The sequence below is a fragment of the Novosphingobium sp. FG137 genome (assembly GCF_057809735.1).
Map to the genome: position 1 here is coordinate 252,944 of NZ_JBMDKN010000002.1, position 21,485 is coordinate 274,428.

A 21,485-nucleotide genomic window follows, 5' to 3' on the forward strand; every position below is an offset into this window, starting at 1 on the left:
ATCCGCCATGGCCGCCGCTGCCGCCGGACACAACCAGACCGCTTCCGCACAGATCTTCGAACGTGCGCGCCATGTCATGCCTTCGGGCTACACGCGGCACCTCGTCGTGCAGAAGCCCAACCCGACATACGCCGCATCCGGCGATGGCTGCTGGATCACCGATGTCGAGGGCAACCGGCGGCTCGACTGGGTCAACAACTTCTCCTCGCTGATCCACGGCCACAACAAGCGCGAAATCGTCGATATGCTCGCCGCGCAGGCCGGGCGGCTGATGTCCGCCGTGCTGCCCACCGAATGGGAAGTCTCGCTGGCGGAGATCCTGTGCGAGCGCATCCCGTCGGTCGAACGCGTGCGCTTCATGAACAGCGGAACCGAGGCCAACCAGATCGCGATCAAGGCAGCTCGCGCCTATACCGGCAAGCCCAGGATCGCCAAGATGGAAGGCGGCTATCACGGCCAGTTCGATCTGCTGGAAGCCAGCTTCCAATCGAACCCCGGCAACTGGGGCCCGGCCGAGCGGCCCAATGCCACGGCCTACCAGGTTGGCCATCCGCAAGGCCTGCTCGATCTCGTCACGATCCTGCCGCTCAACGATATCGAGGCGACGCGCGCCATCCTGCGCGCCGAGGCGGACCAGCTCGCTGCCGTCATCCTCGATCCGCAGCGCTTGCAGCTCGGCATGGTCGCCCCACACCGCCCCTATCTTGAAATGCTGCGCGAAGAGACCGAGAAGCTCGGCATCGTGCTGATCTTCGATGAGGTCTGGTCGCTGCGCGCAGGCTACAACGGCTTCCAGGGCGAAATCGGGATCACGCCCGATCTCACCACCATGGGCAAGATCATCGGCGGCGGCATTCCCGTCGGCGGCTGCGGCGGCCAGCAGAAGTTCATGAGCGTGTTCGAGGTCGATGCGGGCGATCCGAAGATCAAGCACAGCGGCACTTTCACTGCCAATCCGATGGCCATGGCCTGCGGCACCACCTCGCTGCGCCTGCTGACGCCCGAAGTCTTCGCCCGCATGGCCGCGCAGGGCGAACGGCTGCGCGAGGGCCTGCGCGCGATCCGGCGCGATCTGGGGATCACGGCGCAAGTGCTGGGCGAAGGCTCGCTTTCGGGCATGACTCCTACCGAACTGCCGCTGAACAACTACCGCGAGTTGGCCTATGCCTTCGCCACCGAAATCGCCCCCAAGCTGCCGGTGATCCAGACGGAGCTGCTGGCGGAAGATCTCCTCACCATGCGCGGCGGTTTTGTCGGCTCGACGCCGATGACCGATGACGATATCGATTTCACCATCGCCGGCGCCCGCCGCGCATGGACGAGGATCATGGCGCAATGAACCTTTCCGCGCAGGTCCGCCGCCATCCGGTCCGCTGGTTCTATGGCATAGCAGTGGGCATCGCCGCGCTGCTGTGGACCTACGCCATGATCCACACCGTGCTCTGGCCAAACTTTGGCGGACCGGGCGTGAGCCTGGGGGATTACTTCTACATCGAGCGCGCCAAGGTCGCCGCTGCCCACCCCTACTGGGCGGCCCATTCGGATGGCGTGCCGCTCAGCCTCATGGGCTACTGGCAAGTGCCGCAGGTCTCGATGTTCCTGTTCTTCCCGGGCGCGCCGACCACGGCGGCCCTGCTTGTGGCCGGGATCGGCTGGGGCCGGCAGGGCGTTGCCCCGCTGCTCTCGCTCTACAAGCCGATCCTGGGGGACCAGACCTGGCGCGACGGCGTGCGGCTCTATGCCGCCTTGCTGCTGATCGTCGCGGGGGCCGCCGGGCTCTCGTCCGCAGCCGCGTTCTTCCTGGTCGGCGATGCGGCGCGCAGCGTTCTGGTCAAGGCGTTCGGCATGCAGTCGCTCGGCACGTTCTGCGCGGCCTGGGGTGTGGCGCTGTTCATGAATCAGGGCGGATTGCTCGAGGAGCTGGGCTGGCGCGGTTTTGCGTGGCCCGCGCTCGCCCGCAGGCTGGCAAGCCCGCTATCCGCAGCGCTCCTGCTCGGTGTGATGTGGGCGCTATGGCACTTCCCGCGCGAAGTGCCCTTGCTGCTGACCGGGCAGAACACGATCCCGAACCTCCTGCTCGGCCAGTTCAATTTCATCATCACCTGCACCGCGATGACGATCGTGGCGGTCTATTTCGTCAACCTGTCCGGCGGCAGTGTCTGGCCTGCGATCATCGTCCACGGCAGCCTCAACATGCTCTACGGCGCGTTCAAGCTGCGCCCCGATGGCGATGGCGGCGGCGGCAATGTCTATAGCCACTCCATCTGGCTCTGGCTCGGCGCAGCGGCCATAGTGCTGCTGATCTCGGGCAAGGACCTCGGCTGGTCGACCCGGCTCAGGCTCCACGGCGGCGATGGCCGCACCGATCCCTCACGCATCTGGTCCGAACGGGAGAACCAAGCCCATGGCCTATGATCGTTCCCGCGCGCTGTTCGAGCGTGCTCGCGCCGTCCAGCCCGGCGGCAACACCCGCCACATGATCGTGTTCGGCCCGCCGATGCTCTACGCCAGCCGCGGCGAGGGCTGCCGGGTCACCGATGTCGATGGCAACGTCTATATCGATTGGGTCAACAACTTCTCTACCCTGATCCACGGCTATGGCCACCGCCCGACGATCGAGGCGGTGAAAGCGCAGGCCGAGCGCATGCTGTGCTGCATCCTCCCCGCCGAGCCCGAAGTGGAGCTGGCCGAGCGCATCTGCGCGCGCTGGCCCGGTGCCGATCAGGTGCGCTTCATGAATTCGGGGACCGAAGCGATCATGGTCGCGGTCAAGGGGGCCCGGGCGCTGACGGGGCGCTCCAAAGTCGCCAAGTCCGAAGGCGGCTATCACGGCCAGTACGATCTGGTCGAAGCGAGCTTCCTGCCGACCGCCGAGACCTGGGGCCCGGCCGAACGCCCCGCAGCCCCGCCCTTCGGGCGCGGCACGCCGCAAAGCCTGCTGGATGAAGCGGTGATCTTCCCGTTCAACGATACCGCCGCCACGCTCGCGATCCTCGAGGAACAGGCCGAGAGCCTCGCTGCCGTGGTGATCGACCCGATTCCCGCCCGGCTCGGCTTCTCCCCCGCTGACCCCGCCTATCTCGCCGCGATCCGCGATTTCTGCACGCGGCGCGGCGTTGTGCTGATCTTCGACGAGGTGTTCTGCGGCCGCGCAGGCTACCACGGCGCGCAAGGCCGCCTCGGCGTGACGCCGGACATGACCGCGCTCGGCAAGATCATCGGCGGCGGCCTGCCCATCGGCGCAGTGGCCGGCACGCGCGCCGCGATGGCGGTGTTCGACAATCTGGCGGGGCCGCTCAAGATCAGCCATTCGGGCACCTTCACCGGCAATCCGATGACGATGGCCGCCGGCTGCGCCGCCCTCGATGCGCTGACGCCAGAAGCCTTCGCGCAGCTCGAACGGCAGGGCGATGCCCTGCGCAACGGCCTCACCGCGCATTTCGAGGCGCTCGGCCTTGCCATGCGCGCCAATGGCCTTGCCTCGATGACCAGCCTGCAGTTCTTCCGCGAACCGGCACGCAACTACCGCGAGTTTCATGTGCGCTCTGGCACGGATTACCTGGCTCGGATGAAACAACTGCACGGCCTGATGCTGGAGGCGGGCGTGCTCATGGCCACGCGCGGCCTGATGGTCGGCTCGACCGCGATGACCGATGCCGATATCGCCGAGACCGTGGACCGCGCCGGACAGGCGCTGGCCCGTTTTGCCGAGGCGGAAAGGATTGCGGCTTGAGGCGCTTTACCACCAGCGTATCCCTGATGTGGCGCGATCTGCCGATCGCGGAGCGGTTTGCATCGGCCAGGGCGGCGGGTTTCTGCGGCGCGGAAATCCAGGTGCCGGGCGAAGCCGCCGCAGCCGATTGGGCCGCAGCGGCAGAGTCATCGGGCCTGCCCATCACGCTGATGAACCTTGATATGGGCGATTATCTGGGCGGCGGTCCGGGCCTTTCCGGCGTACCGGGGCGCGAAGCCGCCTTTGCCGCGGCGCTTGATATCGGGCTCGATGCCGCCGCGCTGCTGAAGCCCGCAATCCTCCATATCGGCCCCTCCCGCGTGCCCGAAGGCGTGGCCCGCGAGGCCTGTCTCGATGTCTACCGCGCCAATGTCGCGCTCGCGCTTGAACAGGCCTGCAGCCGCGGGATCACGGCGCAGCTCGTGGTCGAAGCGGTCAACCGCGCCGAGGCCCCCACCGCGCTGATCGGCACGACCGCCGAAGCCGCCGCCATTGCCGCCGACTTTGGCGGGGCGCTGGGTCTGCTATTCGATCTCTATCACGCGGCAGCAGGCGGCGAGGATCCGCTCGCCAGCTACCGGACCCATGCCGGGGCTATCGCGCATATCCAGTTCTCCGACTTGCCCGGCCGCCAGCCGCCCGGCAAGGGCACGCTCGATTTCGCCGCGTTGTTCGCCGGGATCGAGGCCGCTGGCTACGCGGGAGCCTGGGGCGCGGAATACATGTCGTTTGCCGGCACCGGCGCAACGCTCGGCTGGATGGAAGCGCTGGCGTGACGCCAACAGCAACAGGCTTGGCCGAGGCCTTCGCCGCGCTCCCTCCGGCGCTCCACACGCCGATCCTGCGCATCGAGGATCGCCACGGCACTTGCCGCTTCGCCGCCGCCCGCGCACCCGCGACCGCCGACGGCGCGTTCCACGTCGCCTCCATCACCAAAACGATGACCGCCACGGTGATCCTCCAGCTGATCGAGGAAGGCGCCTTCTCGCTCGAGACCCCGTTCGACGATCTCGGGGTGATTGACCGCACGTTAACGCAGGGGCGGCTCGATGGCGGGATCACGATCCGCCACTTGCTCTCGCACACCGCCGGCATCCGCGACACGATGGAGGACGATGCCGAAACGCTGGGCGGCCCGGCGCCGGGCAGCGTGATCGGCCGGCTGATGCTCGATCCCGGCAAGCACTGGCAGCCTTTCGATCCCGCCCGCCCCGACGACGCGAACGCCGGGGTCATCAACCACTTCTTTGCCAGCGGCACTGCCGATGCGCGCCTTTCCCCGCCGGGCGCGCGCTTCCATTATTCCGATACCGGCTACATGCTTCTCGGCCTCCTGATCGAGCGCGCGGGGGGCGAGCCGCTGCACGCAGCCTACCGCCGCCGTCTGTTCGATCCGGCCGGCATCGACGATATCTGGCTGGCCTACCGCGAGCCGGCGCGGCTGCCCGAAATCGATCAATACTTCGGTGACATGCCCCTTCTCGCCAGCGGCGTCTCGCTCAGCTTCGACTGGGCGGGCGGCGGCCTTGTCGCCACCGCGGCAGCGCTCGCCACGTTCCTGCGCGCGCTGCTGGCCGGGTCCCTGTTCCGCAAGCCTGAGACGCTGGCAGCAATGCAGGACTGGGCCGCGCCCGAAGGCATGGCCGCGCCGCGCACAGGCGTCGGACTTGGCCTGTTCCGGGTCGAGCGCGATGGCATGACCCTCATCGGCCATTCCGGCGCACCTGCCGCGCGCATGTTCACCGATCCCGATTGCGGCCTCTTCCTCACCGGCACAGCCAACCAGGCCATCGGTGCGGCGGACTGGCACTGGCCGCTGCTTGCCCTCGCCCGAAAGGAATTCGCATGACCACTGCTGCCGAAACCTTCATCGAAACCGTGCTTGAAAAGGTCAAGGCCGGCACCGGGAGTTCGGTCAGCGCATGGCTCGCCCCCGGCGCGCGGCTGTTCACCCCGCGCCATCACAAGCCGGTCACCGATCCCAATCACTTCGCGATCATTCTCCAGTCGATCCCCAAGGTCCTCGAAAACTTCCGCTACGACCGCACCTGGGCAGCGGGCGACGAGGCAATCATGGAGTTCAAGGGCAATATCGGCGCGGTCGAAGTCCACGGGCTCGATATCTTCACCATCGACGACAACGGCCAGATCAGCGAGCTCACCGTGTTCGTGCGCCCGACCAAGGCCCACGCCGCTCTCGCCGAGCGCGAGGATGCGATGGTGATCGAAACGCTTCAGAAATTGCAACGCGGCGAAGCCATCGGCTGATGCGGCGGCTCGACGATCCGTTCTGCACAATGGCCGCCCCGCGCGCTTCGGGGCATCTCGACGTCGGCGAAGGCCACCAGATCCACTGGGTCGAAATGGGCAGCGCGGACGGCCTGCCCCAGATCATCTGCCACGGCGGTCCGGGCGGCGCGATGATGCTGGGCAGCGGGCGCTTCAGCGATAGCACGCGCCTGCGCAGCGTCCATTTCGACCAGCGCGGCTGCGGCCAGTCCACCCCTCGCGGCGAACTCGCCGCCAACAGCCTGCAGCACAGCGTCGCCGATATGGAGGCGCTACGCCGCCATCTCGGCATCGAGCGCTGGTTGGTCAGCGGCGGCTCCTGGGGCTCGACGCTCGCGCTCGCCTATGCGCAGGCGCATCCCGAACGCTGCCTTGGCCTGTTCCTTGTCGGCGCATGGCTCTGCCGCAAGCGTGACACGCGCTGGTGGTTCCACGGCGTCCGCGCGCTGTTTCCCGAACTGTGGGAGGCGTTTGCCGGTGCGGTCCCGCCCAAAGAGCGAGGCGATCTGCGCGAAGCCTACTGCAAGCGAATTCTGGGCGACGATCCCGAAATTGCGGCCGATTTTGCCACCCGGCTGTTCCTCTACGAAGAAGGCTTCATGCACTTCGATGCGCCGCTGACCCCGCCCGATCCCCTGCGCGGGCGCGACTATGGCCGCATTTTCGCGCACTATGCCGCGCACGATTTCTTCGTCGACGATGACCAGCTGCTGCGCGAGGCGGACCGGCTGGCGGGCATTCCGGTCCATATCATCACCGGCCGCTACGATTGCTGCACCACGCCGGAGAACGCTTTCGATCTGGCGCAGGCGGTGCCGCATGCGGTGCTGGAGATCGTGCCCGGCGCAGGCCACTATCCCACCGAACCGACCTTCGCCCGCGCCGTCGCGCGCGCGGCACAGGGCTTTGCCGCCAAAGTCGGCGGCTGGTGAGCGGCAAGGTCCCCTTCGGCCAGCTCGCAGCCTATGCCCTGCCGGGGCTGCCGCTTTCGCTGCTGATCTCGCCCTTCCCGGCGTTGCTCATGGCCTTCTACGCCAAGCACACTGCCGCAACCACTGCGGGCATCGCCACGATCATTCTCTTTGCGCGCATTTTCAACGGCGTGATCGATCCGCCGATCGGCTATCTCTCCGATCGCACCCGTGGCCGGTTCGGCCCGCGCAAGCCCTGGCTAATCGGCGGCGCGCTCATCTCGGTTCCGGCGTTCTACGTGGCCTACATGCCGCCCGCCGATGCCGGCAACGCATGGTTCGCGCTCGCCATTGTCAGCTTCTACATCGCGCATTCAGTGATCGCGACGCCCTACAACAGCTGGACCGGCGAGATCAGCACCGAATACGCCGAACGTTCGCGCATTGCCGGGGCGCAGACGCTGACCCTGCTGATTGGCGGGGTGTTCTTCCTTGCCCTCCCTGAAATCCTCTCGGCGCCGGGAATCGGCCTGCTCAAGACCTCGGCGCTGAACCGCGAGGCCATGGCCGTGTTCGGCCTGATCGGCATGATCGCCATGCCCATCGCGATTGGCCTTGCCGTGTGGAAAGTGCCGGTCGGCACCGTCACCCAGGGCGAAAGTTACGGCATGCTGGAGATGCGCACGGTCTTTACGCTCAACGGCCCGTTCCGCCGCTTCATCGCCGCCGACATGCTGAGCGCGATCGGCTGGGCGGTGAGCTATGCGCTGATCACCATCGTGCTCGACAACTACTTCGGCTTTGGCGAGGGGATCGTGCTGTTCCTGCTCAGTGCCACCGCCGCGCAGCTCCTCGCGATCCCGGTCTGCACCCGGCTCGCAGCGCGCTTCGGGAAGCATCAAGTCTATGCCTGGGGCCAGATCCTCAATGGCGCACTCCTGCCGGTCTACCTGCTGTTTCCGCCGGGCGGGCAGGCCAATTTCCTGCTGATGCTGGCCTTCGGCAGCTTCGTCAGCGCGCTCGGCACGCCCAACATGCTGTTTCCCAGCGCGCTGCTGGCCGATCTGGCAGACTACGACAGCCTCAAATCCCGCCAGTCGCGCCCCGGCATCTATTTCTCGATGCGCACGCTGCTCAATCCTGCAGGCGGCGCGATCGGCGGGGCGCTGGGGTTCTACATGCTCTCGATCGTCGGCTTCGATCCCTCGGCCAAGGTCAATAGCGCCAGCGCAACCTTCGGCATGCTGATGACTTCCACCTTCGTGCCGCTGCTATGCTTCATCCTATCCGGCGCGCTGATGCGCGGCTACGAGATCACCGCCCGCCGCCACGCCGCGATCCGCCGCGCACTCGATCGGCGCGATCAGGCCATGATCGGCGGCGAAGCGAGCCTGATCGGCGCAACCGTCCTCGACCGCTGATCAGAGCGCTGCGAACAGGCCTGCGATCACCGCCTCGGCAATGATCATGTGCCCAGCAAGCGCCGGATGCACCCGATCAGGCGCGAGCGCCATGGGATGCAGCGCTTCCAGCACATGGTCGAACGCAGCCTGCACATCGATGAAGCCAAGGCCCTGCTCCGCCGCCACGCCGCTCGCGATGGCGGCATAGGCGTCCATTCTCGCCCGCATCGGTTCCGTGCGATCAGGCTCGATGAAGAAGGGCCCCGCCACGCTCACCCCGATGCCCGCTGCGCGGGTCTCGGTCACCAGCCGCGTCAGCGTTTCGCGGTATTCCTCCGGCCCGATCTGCCAATCGCCCCAGTTCGTGCGGCTGAAGGCGCGCCACACATCGTTGATGCCGATCATGATCACCACGTGATCAGGCGCGATCGCCAGAACATCGCTCTGCCAGCGCGCCGCAAGGCCGCGCACCGTATCGCCCGAAACGCCCATGTTGACGATGCGTTGGCGGTGCGCCGGGCACCGGGCGGTGAGCAGCGCGGCGACCAGCGCGACATAGCCTGTGCCGAGCGGCGTGCCCATGACCCCCTCGCCAACCGGGCGGAGCCGGTCGCAGTCCGTGATGGAATCGCCGATGAACAGCACTTTGCTTGGCATCATTGGATCAAGCGTCATGCGTCAAACTCCTGCCATGCGGTGCGATCAGCTGGCCCCGGCGCGACATGAAGGCGCGGCGTTTCCCCCAGTTCCATCACCAGCGAGCCGAAGCTGAAGCCATCCCGCTTGCCCTCGGTTTCCCCCACGCGGCAAATCGGCCCCTCACGGCAGGCGAGCACCGCCTTGGCCGCCGCGACATCCAGGCGTTGCGCCGGATCGATGCGCTCATAAAGCGTTGCGAGGCGCGCCTCGGTAGTGAAACCGAAGCGGGCGGTGCGCTGTGCTTCGTCCATCCCGGCAATCATCGCCTCGAACCAGCCTTGGTGCGGATTGGCGACGGGGTGATTGCTGTGCGCCACAACGAGATCACCGGCATCGCGGCGCCATTCGCTGACGCCATTTGCCGAACATTCGAGGCTGACGGCGCGGCCGTGGCCATCGGGGACGATATAGTTCTGGCCCGAAGCATGGTGCACATGCCGCAGGAACCCGTGCCCGGCTGCCGGAGAACCGCTGGCCAGGTAGCTGCGCACGACGAGGTCTTCGGCAAGGCCGGTGCGTGCCGGATCGAGTTGCAGCAGCGAATTGCAGGTGATGGCAAGGCCGCGCCTGGTCATGCCGCACAAACTGATCTTGCCAGCCACCGTGAAGACGAGGGCGCGGTCGCCATCAGGCTGCATGAAGCGCAGCAGAGTCTGTCCGCCATCCCACCATGTAGGTACGTCCATGGTCTGCGCAATGAGCAGCGGCGCATCTGGCCCGGCATCTGAACCGAGCGATGAGCAGCCCTTGGGCGCAGTCTCGCGGTCTCGCGCATATTCCATGCGCACCCAAGGCTCCTCGTCAGAAAGCATGCGCGCGAACACGCGGGCGTAGGGGATGCCGGAGCCTTCGGCGATGCCGCGGAGTTCCTCCAACAGGTCAGGCGCAAGGCGCTCGGCCGCATCGAGGAAGCCCTGATCGATCAGTCCGTCCAGATAGGCGCCCGCAGGTTCGCCAAGATCGGCAGCAATCGCTTCCTCCCACAAGGCGTGGTGGCGCGCGATTTCCTCGCGCAGTGCCTCGCCATGCTGGCGTCCGCGCTGGCGGGGCGTGCCATAGAGATCAAGGGTGTGCAGTTTGCCCAGAAAGCTCACGCCACCAGCCCCAGCATTTCACGGGCCACCCATGGCGTTGCCACCCGCGCACCCAGATCGCGCACGATCCGCGCTGCCTTAGCGCAAAGCTCGGCATTGCTGCGGGCCAGCGCCCCCTTTGCAAGGTAGATGTTGTCTTCAAAGCCCACGCGCACATGCCCGCCCATCAGCGTCGCGGCGGCGACCATCGGAAAGCTGCTGCGCGAAACCCCGAATGCCGACCAGATTGCGCCCGGCGGCAGCATGGCAAGGCCCAGCTGGATCGCCTCGATGCTCGCCGGCCAGCCATAGTTGATGCCAAGCACGAACGAGAACATCGGCTTCGGCCCGAAGCGCCCATCGGCCAGCAACTCCCGCGCCAGCACCAGATCGCCCGGATTGAAGATCTCGATCTCGGGCTTCGCCCCCGCGTCCAGAATAGCCTGCGCCATGATCCGCACATTGCGCGGCGTGTTCATGACCACCTGATCCCCCGAATTCATCGTGTTGAGATCGAGCGTGGCGATCTCGGGCCGCAGCGCAGGGATGTGGCTTACCCGTTCGAGCGGCGGCAGCAGGGTCGTTCCCGGCGCGGCAAGGCGCGGATCTTCAGCATCCGGCACAAAGCGCCCACCAGGCCCCGTGGTGAGGTTGAGGATAAGCTGCGATCCGGCGTTCCGGATGCGCTCGACCACCTCGGTATAATGCGCCAGTTCCATCGAGGGCCGGCCATCATCATGCCGCACATGAATATGTACGATCGCCGCCCCCGCAGCCTCGGCCTCCAGCGCCGAAGTTGCGATCTGTTCCGGCGTGATCGGCAGATAGGGGGTCATGTCGGGCCGGGTGATATTCCCGGTAAGGGCGCAGGTCAGGATCACATCGCGCATCGGCAGGCTCCAGAATGGCAAGCGGCGACGGGTTATCTCGCGCCGTCAGAGATGGCGGCCGCCGTCGACGTAGATTGTCGCCCCCGTGGTGGCCGTCAGCAGGCGCGCTGCAGCCAGCACCGCATTGGCCACTTCGGTCACGTTCGCCAGCCGGCCGAGCGGGGTGGCGGCGATCGTGCGCGCGATGAATTCGGGGCCGCGCCCCTGCGCAAACGGCGTGTCGAGCGCCGAGGGGGCCACGCTCACCGTCCGCACGGCCGGCGCCAGGGCCTTGGCGAGCGAAATCATCGCCGTATCCATGGCGGCCTTGGCGGCGCCATAGGCGATGTTGCTGCCAAGGCCTGTTCGCGCGGCGACCGAAGAGACATTGACGAAGACCGGATCGGTCCCCGCGCGCAGCAGCGGCGCAAGGTCCCGCGCCAACCGCAGCGGCCCCATGGCGTTCGCAAGGAACACCTCGTCGATCAGCCCATCATCGAGGTGCGGCAAGTCCGCCAGCGCGACCGAGCGGGTCACGCCCGCCGCCGTCACCAGAATATCGACCGCGCCGTACTTCTCCGCCACCCGCTGCGTGAAGGCACGGATCGAAGCGGAATCCGCCAGATCGAGCCGCGCGTGAACTGCATGGCCGCGCCCCGGCGCGGTCCAGTCAGCCGCGCCCTGACGCGAGGCCGCAACAACCCGCGCGCCCAGATCGCAGGCCTGCGCCGCCACCGCAGCGCCCACGCCGCCGCGTCCGCCCACAATCACCACCCGCGCACCGGCAAAGCCGCGCAGCAGTTCGGCGAGCGAGGCGCTCATATCTGGCGCGGTCCGCCATCGGCCGCGCGCGCAAGACCATGGTGGAACTGGCTCCCGAACGGCTGGTAGCTCGCGCCCTCTAGCCACTCCAGATCAAGCTCCATCCCGATCCCCGGCACTTCGGGGATCACAAGGTAGCCGTCCTCGATCCGGTTGACCGCTTTCACCACCTGCCGCCAGGGATCGCGATCCTCGCGGACATAGCCCTGGACGTCCCAGTTCACCGTCGCCGCCGCCATCTGGATATGGGCCGCCGTCGCCACGGGCGAAGTGAAGTTGTGCGGCACGATGCGCTGCTGGCGCGATTCGGCGATCGCGGCGATCTTGCGCATCTGCGTAAAGCCGCCAGCAAGGCCGATGTCCGGCCGCAGGATCGCGATATCCGGGCAATCCGAGTAATCCCGGAACTCCCAGATATTGGTCACCCGCTCAGCGAGCGCGACCGTTCCGCCCATGCTGCGTGCCGCCTGCACATTGGCCGCAAGGCTGAACGGCATGACCGGATCTTCGAGGAAGTAGGGCCGCATGGACCGCACCCCCTCGGCAAACACGCCCGCAAGGTCAGGGGGCAGATTGCGGTGCATCTCGACCGCGATGTCGATATCCCAGCCCACCGCCGCGCGGGTTTCCTGCACGGTGGTGATCACATCCTGCAGCATCCGCGCGGTTGTCTGCCGTGCCCAATCACCCACGAAGGGCTTGAGCTTGATGGCGGTGAAGCCCTCGTCGCGCGCGGCCACGGCCCCCGCGATCAGCGCATCGACCGAGCCCGCTTCAACCAGCAGGATCGCCCGCACCTTGTCGCGCACCCGCCCGCCGAGCAGCTGCCACACCGGCACGCCCAGCGCCTTGCCCTTGATGTCCCACAACGCCTGATCCAGCGCGGAAACCGCCGCCATCTGGCACGCATCGCGAATGCAGTGGTGCTTGATCGCCAGCTGAAACAGCCACTCCGGCCGGAAGGCATCCGCACCGATATAGATGGCCTTGAGGTCCTCGATCACCGCCGCCGTTGCCAGCGGATGGGGAAAATACGTCGCCTCCCCGATCCCGATCGCGCCGCCCTCGGTGGTTACCGTGACGAACAACCAATGCCCCGCGACGTGAGCACGGATTTCAGCAATCGGAGCGGTGTGAAGGCGAGATACTGACATGACTTTCAGGTCATATAATGGGATCTATGCATTTGCAACCTGGCACCATTCTAGCGCTCAAACTCTTTGTTGGAGGCAACTCTATGGCCTCCGGCAATTATATGACCACCTCGTCATATAATTGCCGCAACCCCGCCCCCCTTGAGCATCTGCCACCCGCCTCCATCACAGGCAGGCGTGGCCTCCTGCTGCCTGTCTTCACCGCCATTTCCCTCTGATCAGGATTGACCGCCGGCGGACGGACCACCACAGTCGCGCCATGATCAAACATCTCTCGCGCCGCACCATCCTTGCCGCCGCCAGCGCCGCCGCACTCGGCCTCGCCTTCATCTCCCCGCGCGCCCCGCTGGCTGCCGCTTCCGAACCCGCGAGTGCAGACTGCGCACCGGACAATGGCGGGCTCAGCCTGCCGCCGGGCTTCTGCGCCACGGTCTTTGCCGATCACCTCGGCCATGCCCGCCACCTCACTGTCGGTGCGGACGGCACGGTCTACGTCAACACCTGGGACTATCCCGACTACTTCCCCGGCGCACCCGCACCTGCCGGCGGCTTCATCGTCGCGCTGAAGGACCGCGATGGTGATGGCGCCGCCGACGTGACCGAGCGCTTCGGCTCGAATGCCCGCAAGGGCGGACAGGGCGGCACCGGCATCGCGCTGTGGAACGGGGCGCTCTATGCCGAGGAGGGCAGCACCATCGTCCGCTATGCGCTCACCCCCGGCGTGGCAGTGCCCGGCGGCGCGGGCGAAACGGTCGTCTCCGGCCTCGTCATGAAGGGGGATCACCCAATGCATCCCTTCGCGATCGACAAGGGCGGCCTCCTCCTCGTCAATTCCGGCTCGGCCTCCAACACGTGCGAGAGCCCCAATCGCCAGCCCGGTGCAAAAGGCGCAGACCCTTGCATCGAACAGCAGACGCGCGGCGGCATCTGGGCCTACCGTGCCGACAAGACCGGACAGGTCTTCTCCCCCGCCGACCGCTGGGCCACCGGCATCCGCAACACCGGCGGCATCGCGTTCGACAGCGCGGGCCGTGTTTTCGCCACCCAGCACGGGCGCGATCAACTCTCGCAGAACTGGCCCGCGCTCTATTCCGGCGAACAAGGCGCGGAATTGCCGAGCGAGATCCTGTTCTCCCCGTTCAAGGGCGCCGATTTCGGCTGGCCGACCTGCTACTACGATGGCCAGCGTCACGTGCTAGCCCCCGAATATGGCGGCGATGGCGGCAAAATGCAGGGCCGCTGCGCCGGAAAGACGCCCATCGTGGCCGCTTATCCCGCGCACTGGGCGCCCAATGATGTCGCGATCTACAGCGCAGGCCGCTTCCCCGCCGCCTATGCCGAGGGCGCGTTCATCGCTTTCCACGGCTCATGGAACCGCGCGCCCGCGCCGCAGGACGGCTATCTCGTCGCGTTCCAGCCGCTGAAGGACGGCAAGGCCTCGGGTACATGGATCCGCTTTGCCGATGGCTTTGCCGGAGAATACCGCGAACCCGGCCGCGCCGCCCACCGCCCGGCGGGCCTCGCCGTGGGGCCGGACGGCGCGCTCTATATCGCTGATGACGTGCGCGGCACGATCTGGCGCGTGACCTACCACGGCGCGGCGGACGCTCCGCTCACCGCCGCCCCGCGCGCGGCGGTGAAAAGCGCGCTCACCACCGGCGATCCGTTCAGCGGCAAGCCCCCTCTCGCCCCGCCCGGCTCGAACGCGGAAGAAGTCGCGCTCGGCCAGCGGATCTATTTCGGCGAGGCCAAGGGCGGCACCTGCGCAGGCTGCCACGGCTCTGATGGGCGCGGCAGTTCCGCCGGCGGCTCGCTTGTCGGCCCCGCCTATCAATGGAGCGACGGCTCGCTCGAAGGCCTTGCCGCCACGATCCGCACCGGAGTCGCCAAGCCGAAGAAGGCCAGCGGCGGCATGCCCGCGATGGGCGGCGCGCCGCTGGATGAGGCCGATGCGCGGGCGGTGGCGGCCTACGTGTGGACCATGGGCCACCGCCCCGGCTGAGGCATCAGGCGGCGAGCCCCGCCGCCTTGATCCCCGCCAGCGCGGCGAGTTCGTCATTATCGCTGGTATCGCCCGTCACGCCGACCGCGCCGATCACAGCGCCATCGCTGCCGCGCACCAGCACGCCGCCCGCTGCAGGGACGATCCCCGCCGGATTGAGCCCGGCCGCGGCATTGATGAAGGTCGGCCGCTCGATCGCCATCTCACCGATGGTGCGCGAGGAGACCCCCAGCGCCAGCGCGCCCGAGGCCTTGGCGGTCGCGATCTGCGGGCGCAGGTTCGAGGAACCATCTTCGCGCGCGAGGGCGATCATGTGGCCACCGGCATCGAGCACGGCCATGCTGATCGGCTTCAGCCCAAGCGCGCGGGCTTCCTTGAGCGCGCCATCAACGATTGTCTGGGCCTGATCGAGCGAGATACGGGTCATGGGTGTTTACTCCTGGGGAAGATGACTGAGATTTGCGGGTTTCGGGCCGCCAGTGGCCCAATCGAGCAATTCGATGGTGTGGACGACAGGCAGACCGGCATGGCGCGCGATCTGCACCGCGCAGCCCACGTTGCCGGTGGCGATCACATCGGCCTTCAACGCGCTCAGCCGCTCGGCCTTCCTCGCGCCGAGCTGACCGGCGATCTCGCTCTGCAGGATGTTGTAGGTGCCCGCTGAACCGCAGCACAGATGCGCCTCCGCCGGCAGCCGCACGGCATAGCCTGCCTCTGCCAGCAGCCGCTTCGGTGCTTCGGTCACCTTCTGGCCGTGCTGCAAGGAGCAGGGCGGATGATAGGCCACAGAAAGCCCCCGCGCCGTCACCGGTGGCAGCCCCACCTTGGCGAGATATTCGCTTACATCCATCGCCAGCGCGCTCACCCGCGCCGCCTTTTCGGCATGGGCGGGATCGGCGCGCAGCATATGGCCATAATCCTTGATCGTGGTGCCGCAGCCTGATGTGGTGACGATGACCGCATCGAGGCCCTTCCCCTCAATCTCGCGCATCCACGCATCGACATTGCGCCGCGCCGCCGCCAGCGCATCGCTCTCGCGCCCCAGATGATGCACCAGCGCGCCGCAGCAGCCTTCGCCCTGCGCAAAGACAACCTCGTGCCCCGCCCGCTCCAGCAACCGCACCGTCGCCGCGCGCACCTCAGGGCTCAGCACCGGCTCGGCGCAGCCCTGCAGCAAAGCCACCCGGCCCTTGGGCCTCGCCATCCGTTCGGGCTGCACCAGCACCGGCGCAGGCACCCGCTTGGGAGCCAGCGCGACCATCGCCGCCAAGGGTTGCAGCGCCTTGATCCGCTTCATCAACGGCACGAATGGCCGGCCCAGCGGCGCAAGCTCCAGCGCCAGCCGCATCCGTCCGGAATGGGGCAGCACCCATGCCAGCAGCCGCCGTGTGGCCCGCTCATGCCAGGGTCGCCGATAATGCTCGTGGATATAGGCCCGCGCATGATCGACGAGGTGCATGTAGTTCACCCCCGAAGGACAGGTCGTCATGCAGGCAAGGCATGAGAGGCAGCGGTCGACATGCTTGACCGTCTCCGGACCCGGCACGCGCTGGTTTTCCAGCATGTCCTTGATCAGATAGATTCGCCCGCGCGGGCTGTCGTTCTCGTCACCCAGCAGCACATAGGTCGGGCAGGTCGCCGTGCAGAACCCGCAATGCACGCACTTGCGGATCACGCTTTCCGATGTCGCCATCGCCGGATCGGCGAGCGCACCTGCGTCAAACCGCGTCTGCATGCGCATCCTCCGCAAAGCGCCCGGTGGCGAACACGTCCATGGGGTCGAACGCCCGCCGCACCCGCGCTTCGAGCGCCAGCACACCGGGTGCGCGCGGATGAAACGCGGCAACCCGCGCGCGCATTTCGGCAGGCGCCAGGATCAGCCGCGCCTCCCCGCACAGCCGCGCCACAGCCACGCGCACCGCGTCATCGTCGCGATCGGTGCCGATCCAGAGCCGCCCGCCGCCCCAGTCCATGGCCCAGTCCGTTCCGGCAGGCAGGGCGGCTAAGAACTCCGGCGCAGCACGCGGCGGCAGATGCACATCCCAGCGCACCGCGCCGCGCAGGGCGCCGCCCGTCATCGCCTGCCGCCACAAGGGCGCGGCCTCGTCCTCGGCCACGGCCTCCAGCGCGCAGTGCCCTGCAAGCAGCCCCGGCAACGCCGCGCAGCGCGCCGCCACCGATGGCGCAAAGCCCGCCACGCGCAGCAGCACCGTGCCACCGGGCAAAGCGGCCGCGGCAGACACCTCCGCCCGGCTCCCCAGTGCACAAGCCATCGCCGCATGGGCAGCCGCCGGGCTCAGCCCGCGCGCCGCCAACGTCACCACATGGCGCGGACGTGGCAGCACTTTCACGGTCAGTTCGGTCATCGCGCCGATCCGCCCCCATGATCCCGCCATCAGCTTGGGCAGGTCATACCCCGTCACGTTCTTGACGACCTTGGCGCCTGCGACAAACACCTCGCCGCGCCCCGAAACCGCTGTCAGCCCCAGCAAATGATCGCGCGCGCTCCCCGCCGTCACCCGGCGCGAACCCGCCACGCCCGCCGCCACGGTTCCGCCGATGGTCGCGCCCGCCTCGCCCCACGGCTCGAACGCCAGCATCTGCCCTTCGCTCGCTACCAGCGCCTGCACATCGGCCAGCGGCGTCCCCGCCCGCACCGTCAGCACCAGTTCCGCCGGATCGTAATCGACCACACCCGCCAGCCCCGCCAGCGAGATCACTTCAGCATCACGCGGTGCGCCAAACTCCGCGCGCGTGCCGCCGCCGCGCAGCTCCAACTTGCGCCCACCCGCCGCCGCATCGGCGACGATTTCGGCGAGGTCCGCCGCATCCCTCGGCTCCAGCATCAGAAGCGCCCCATCATCAGAATCTGGGCAGCTCGGGATGCGGCAGCGCGCCGTGGTGGACATGCATCCGCCCCAGCTCCGCGCAGCGGTGCAGCACCGGAAACACCTTGCCCGGATTGAGCAGCAATTCCGGATCAAACGCGCACTTCACGCGCTGCTGCTGCTTGAGGTCGGCTTCCGAAAACATCTCCGGCATCAGATCGCGCTTCTCGATCCCCACCCCATGCTCGCCCGTCAGCACCCCGCCGACCGACACGCACAGCCGCAGAATATCCGCGCCGAACGCCTCCGCCTTGTCGAGCTCCCCCGGCACATTGGCATCGTAGAGGATCAGCGGATGCAGGTTGCCATCGCCCGCGTGGAACACGTTGGCGACGCGCAGGCCGTACTCCTCGGACAGCTCCTCCATCCGCCGCAGCACATCGGGCAGGCGGCGGCGCGGGATCGTCCCGTCCATGCAAAGGTAGTCCGGCGAAATCCGCCCCACCGCCGGAAACGCCGCCTTGCGCCCGGCCCAGAACGCCATGCGCTCGGCCTCATCCTGCGATACCCGCGTCGTCACCGCGCCATTCGCGTCCGCAATCCGCGCAATCTCGCCGATCAGGAAATCGCACTCCGCCGCCGGTCCATCGACCTCGACGATCAGCAGCGCCCCCACATCAAGCGGATAGCCCACATGCACAAAGGCCTCCGCCGCATGGATTGCAGGCCGGTCCATCATTTCCATGCCGGCAGGGATGATCCCCTCGGCAATCACTTGCGCCACGCAGGCCCCCGCCTGCTCGGCATCGGGGAACCCCACCAGCACCGCCCGCGCCGTCTCGGGCTTCGGCAAGATGCGCACCGTCACTTCGGTAACGACGCCGAGCAGTCCCTCCGAGCCGACCACCACGCCCAGCAGATCGAGCCCACCCGGATCAAGATGCCGCCCGCCCAGCCGCACGATCTCGCCGTCCATCATCACGATCTTGACGCCCAGCACGTTGTTCGTGGTGAGGCCATATTTCAGGCAATGCACCCCGCCCGAATTCTCAGCGACATTGCCGCCGATGGTGCAGGCGATCTGGCTCGAAGGATCAGGCGCGTAATAGAAGCCCCTGCCCTCCACCGCCTGCGTGATCGCAAGGTTGGTAACGCCGGGCTGCACCACTGCCACACGGTCCTCGTGGTCGATCTCCAGCACCCGCTTGAACTTGCCCAGCCCCAGCAGCACCGCATCGGCCAGGGGCAGCGCCCCGCCCGAAAGCGAAGTCCCCGCCCCGCGCGGCACGACCTTCACGCCCTCGGAATGGCACCACTTAAGCACAGCGGAAACCTGCGCCGTCGTCTCGGGCAGCACGACCATGAGCGGCGGCTGGCGATAGGCCGTCAGCCCATCCGATTCCCACGGGCGCAGCGCCTCGGGCGCATCGATCACGCCTTCCCCCGGCACGATCGCCCGCAGCGCCCGCGCGATCCGCTCGCGCTTGGCGAGCGTTTCGGCATCTGGCACCGGCATGGCAATCGTCATCGGGCGGTTCTCCGGCTCAGGCGGCCGCCTTCACCTTCTGGCGGAACGCGTGCAGCAGCGGTTCGGTATAGCCGCTCGGCTGCGAGACGCCATCGAACACCAGCGCCCGCGCCGCCTGAAACGCGAGGCTGCCTTCGGGATCACCCGCCATCGGCTGGTAGAGCGGATCGCCCGCATTCTGCGCATCGACCTTCGCCGCCATCCGCAGCAGCGCCGCATCGACCTGCTCCGCCGTGACGACCCCATGCAGCAGCCAGTTGGCGATATGCTGGCTCGAAATCCGCAGCGTAGCGCGGTCCTCCATCAGGCCGACGTCGTTGATATCGGGCACCTTGGAGCAGCCGATGCCCTGATCGACCCAGCGCACGACATAGCCCAGAATGCCCTGCGCGTTGTTCTCGATCTCGGCCTGAATGTCCGCCTCGGACCAGTTCTGCCCCGCCGCCACCGGAATGGTCAGCAGCGCATCGAGGCTGGCAATCCCTTCGGCGCGCCGCGCCACCTGCCGGGCGAACACATCAACCTTGTGATAATGCGTCGCGTGGAGCACGGCAGCGGTTGGCGAAGGTACCCATGCGGTGTTCGCGCCGGTCTTGGGATGACCGATCTTCTGCACCAGCATGTCGGCCATGCGGTCGGGCATCGCCCACATCCCCTTGCCGATCTGCGCCTTGCCCGAAAGCCCGCAGGCGAGGCCGATCTGCACGTTGCGGTCCTCGTAGGAGATGATCCACGGGCTCGTCTTCATGTCGCCCTTGCGCAGCATCGCGCCGGCCTGCATCGAGGTGTGCATCTCGTCGCCGGTGCGATCGAGGAAGCCGGTGTTGATGAACATGATGCGGTCCTTCACCGCATGGATGCAGGCGGCCAGATTGGCGCTCGTGCGGCGCTCCTCGTCCATCACCCCGATCTTCAGCGTATGGCGCGCAAGGCCCAGCACATCCTCCACCGCATCGAACAGATCGTTGGCGAACGCCGCCTCTTCCGGCCCATGCATCTTCGGCTTCACGATATAGACCGAACCCGTCCGGCTGTTGCGGCGCGCGCCGTTGATATCGTGCATCGCGATCAGGCTGGTGACGATGCCATCGAGAATGCCCTCCGGCGCCTCGCCCCCGCCCGGCAGTAGCACCGCCGGATTGGTCATCAGGTGGCCCACATTGCGCACCAGCAGCAGCGAACGGCCATGCAGCGTCAACGCCGAGCCATCGGGCGCGGTATAGACGCGGTCCGGATTGAGCCGGCGCGTCATCATCGCGCCGCCCTTCTCGAAAGTGTCCTCGAGGTTGCCCTGCATCAGCCCCAGCCAGTTGGCATAAGCCGCCACCTTGTCATCGGCATCCACCGCCGCGACCGAATCCTCGCAGTCGCAGATCGTCGAGATCGCCGCTTCCAGCACGACGTCCGCGATCCCAGCCGGATCGTCCTTGCCGATGGGATGCGCCGGATCGATCACCACTTCGATGTGCAGGCCATTATGCGCAAACAGCAGGTTCGCGCCCGCCCGGCCGACCAACTGCGCCGGATCCTTCAGCGCCAGATCGCCGCCGGTCCAGTCAGCCCACGAACCCGCCGCCAGCGGCACCGCCTCATCCAGAAACGCCTTGGCCCACTTGATCACTTCCGCGCCGCGCACGGGGTCATAGCCCTTCCCCGCCGCCGCGCCCGGGATGGCATCGGTGCCATAGAGCGCATCATAGAGGCTGCCCCAGCGCGCATTCGCGGCATTGAGCAGGAAGCGCGCATTGAGGATCGGCACGACCAGCTGCGGCCCCGCCGTTACAGCCAGCTCGGCATCGACATTCTGCGGCGCAACGGTGAACGGCGCCGGTTCGGGCACCAGATAGCCGATCTCGCTCAGGAACGCCTTGTAGGCCTCGACATCCTGCGGCTGGCCAGCGCGCGCCTTGTGCCAGGCATCGATCTTCGCCTGCAGGTCCTCGCGCTTCGCCAGCAGCGCGGCGTTGCGCGGCGCGAACTTCCCGAGGATTTCCGCCGTCCCGGCCCAGAAGGCATCTGCCGCCAGCCCCGTCCCCGGCAGTGCGCGCGTTTCGATGAAGTCCGCAAGAACTCCCGCCACCTGCAGCCCCGAACGCTCGACATATCCGCTCATCGCACCGACTCCCAAAATCCGATGCCCCTCCCCTAGGCCCCGCTGCCGTCTTCCGGTAGAA

General features: G+C 67.4%; 19 protein-coding genes. 9 read left to right on the forward strand and 10 right to left on the reverse strand.

Annotated features, from left to right (window positions below):
* Positions 1-7: 7 nt before the first annotated feature.
* Genes ACODS2_RS06910 through ACODS2_RS06945 form a run of 8 tightly spaced genes read left to right on the forward strand, consistent with a single transcriptional unit; the run spans position 8 to position 8,354 of the window.
* Complete coding sequence (locus ACODS2_RS06910) at positions 8-1,339, forward strand: aspartate aminotransferase family protein (protein ID WP_488998157.1); 1,332 nt, start codon at positions 8-10, stop codon at positions 1,337-1,339.
* On the forward strand, positions 1,315-2,415 hold the full coding sequence (locus ACODS2_RS06915) for a CPBP family intramembrane glutamic endopeptidase (RefSeq protein WP_488998158.1): 1,101 nt from the start codon (positions 1,315-1,317) through the stop codon (positions 2,413-2,415). The genes ACODS2_RS06910 and ACODS2_RS06915 overlap by 25 nt, the downstream gene beginning before the upstream one ends.
* Positions 2,405-3,733 (forward strand): aspartate aminotransferase family protein, encoded by a 1,329-nt coding sequence (locus ACODS2_RS06920; protein ID WP_488998159.1) that lies wholly within the window; start codon positions 2,405-2,407, stop codon positions 3,731-3,733. The genes ACODS2_RS06915 and ACODS2_RS06920 overlap by 11 nt, the downstream gene beginning before the upstream one ends.
* Positions 3,730-4,509: a TIM barrel protein gene (locus ACODS2_RS06925; protein ID WP_488998160.1), complete on the forward strand. Its 780-nt coding sequence runs from the start codon at positions 3,730-3,732 to the stop codon at positions 4,507-4,509. Before ACODS2_RS06920 ends, ACODS2_RS06925 begins: the two co-directional genes overlap by 4 nt.
* A complete protein-coding gene (locus tag ACODS2_RS06930) occupies positions 4,506-5,582 on the forward strand; it encodes a serine hydrolase domain-containing protein (protein WP_488998161.1) in 1,077 nt (358 codons plus the stop codon). Before ACODS2_RS06925 ends, ACODS2_RS06930 begins: the two co-directional genes overlap by 4 nt.
* Entirely contained in the window at positions 5,579-6,001 is a 423-nt protein-coding gene (locus ACODS2_RS06935; protein WP_298164627.1) for a hypothetical protein, read from the forward strand. Before ACODS2_RS06930 ends, ACODS2_RS06935 begins: the two co-directional genes overlap by 4 nt.
* Complete coding sequence (locus ACODS2_RS06940) at positions 6,001-6,954, forward strand: alpha/beta fold hydrolase (RefSeq protein WP_488998162.1); 954 nt, start codon at positions 6,001-6,003, stop codon at positions 6,952-6,954. The genes ACODS2_RS06935 and ACODS2_RS06940 overlap by 1 nt, the downstream gene beginning before the upstream one ends.
* Complete coding sequence (locus tag ACODS2_RS06945; RefSeq protein WP_488998163.1) at positions 6,951-8,354, forward strand: MFS transporter; 1,404 nt, start codon at positions 6,951-6,953, stop codon at positions 8,352-8,354. The genes ACODS2_RS06940 and ACODS2_RS06945 overlap by 4 nt, the downstream gene beginning before the upstream one ends.
* Here ACODS2_RS06945 and ACODS2_RS06950 read toward each other — a convergent pair whose 3' ends face one another.
* The 5 genes from ACODS2_RS06950 to ACODS2_RS06970 are packed head-to-tail and all read right to left on the reverse strand — an operon-like array spanning position 8,355 to position 12,887.
* Positions 8,355-9,011, reverse strand: a complete 657-nt coding sequence (locus tag ACODS2_RS06950) for an SGNH/GDSL hydrolase family protein (RefSeq protein WP_488998164.1) — start codon at positions 9,009-9,011, stop codon at positions 8,355-8,357. It abuts the gene before it with no gap.
* A complete protein-coding gene (locus ACODS2_RS06955) occupies positions 9,008-10,129 on the reverse strand; it encodes a C45 family autoproteolytic acyltransferase/hydrolase (protein ID WP_488998165.1) in 1,122 nt (373 codons plus the stop codon). The genes ACODS2_RS06950 and ACODS2_RS06955 overlap by 4 nt, the downstream gene beginning before the upstream one ends.
* On the reverse strand, positions 10,126-10,998 hold the full coding sequence (locus ACODS2_RS06960; RefSeq protein ID WP_488998166.1) for a beta-keto acid cleavage family enzyme: 873 nt from the start codon (positions 10,996-10,998) through the stop codon (positions 10,126-10,128). Before ACODS2_RS06960 ends, ACODS2_RS06955 begins: the two co-directional genes overlap by 4 nt.
* A 45-nt stretch (positions 10,999-11,043) precedes the next feature.
* Complete coding sequence (locus ACODS2_RS06965) at positions 11,044-11,799, reverse strand: SDR family NAD(P)-dependent oxidoreductase (RefSeq protein ID WP_488998167.1); 756 nt, start codon at positions 11,797-11,799, stop codon at positions 11,044-11,046.
* Entirely contained in the window at positions 11,796-12,887 is a 1,092-nt protein-coding gene (locus ACODS2_RS06970; RefSeq protein WP_298164642.1) for a mandelate racemase/muconate lactonizing enzyme family protein, read from the reverse strand. Before ACODS2_RS06970 ends, ACODS2_RS06965 begins: the two co-directional genes overlap by 4 nt.
* A 325-nt stretch (positions 12,888-13,212) precedes the next feature.
* Between ACODS2_RS06970 and ACODS2_RS06975 the strand changes: the two genes are divergently transcribed.
* On the forward strand, positions 13,213-14,955 hold the full coding sequence (locus tag ACODS2_RS06975) for a PQQ-dependent sugar dehydrogenase (protein WP_488998168.1): 1,743 nt from the start codon (positions 13,213-13,215) through the stop codon (positions 14,953-14,955).
* A gap of 4 nt (positions 14,956-14,959) precedes the next feature.
* On the opposite strand, the gene ACODS2_RS06980 is transcribed toward ACODS2_RS06975, so the two are convergent.
* From ACODS2_RS06980 to ACODS2_RS07000, 5 genes are read right to left on the reverse strand one after another with little or no spacing between them, the layout of a single operon-like run.
* On the reverse strand, positions 14,960-15,382 hold the full coding sequence (locus ACODS2_RS06980; protein ID WP_488998169.1) for a GlcG/HbpS family heme-binding protein: 423 nt from the start codon (positions 15,380-15,382) through the stop codon (positions 14,960-14,962).
* A 6-nt stretch (positions 15,383-15,388) separates the two neighbouring features.
* A complete protein-coding gene (glcF, locus tag ACODS2_RS06985; protein ID WP_488998170.1) occupies positions 15,389-16,690 on the reverse strand; it encodes a glycolate oxidase subunit GlcF in 1,302 nt (433 codons plus the stop codon).
* A complete protein-coding gene (locus ACODS2_RS06990; RefSeq protein ID WP_488998171.1) occupies positions 16,674-17,801 on the reverse strand; it encodes an FAD-binding protein in 1,128 nt (375 codons plus the stop codon). The genes glcF and ACODS2_RS06990 overlap by 17 nt, the downstream gene beginning before the upstream one ends.
* Before the next feature lie 16 nt (positions 17,802-17,817).
* The gene (locus tag ACODS2_RS06995; protein WP_488998172.1) at positions 17,818-19,311 is read right to left on the reverse strand and encodes an FAD-linked oxidase C-terminal domain-containing protein; all 1,494 of its coding nucleotides are present in this window, start codon (positions 19,309-19,311) and stop codon (positions 17,818-17,820) included.
* Positions 19,312-19,327: 16 nt separating this feature from the next.
* Positions 19,328-21,424 carry a malate synthase G gene (locus tag ACODS2_RS07000; protein ID WP_488998173.1) on the reverse strand — a complete coding sequence of 699 codons (2,097 nt, stop codon included), beginning with the start codon at positions 21,422-21,424 and terminating at the stop codon, positions 19,328-19,330.
* Positions 21,425-21,485 lie beyond the last annotated feature (61 nt).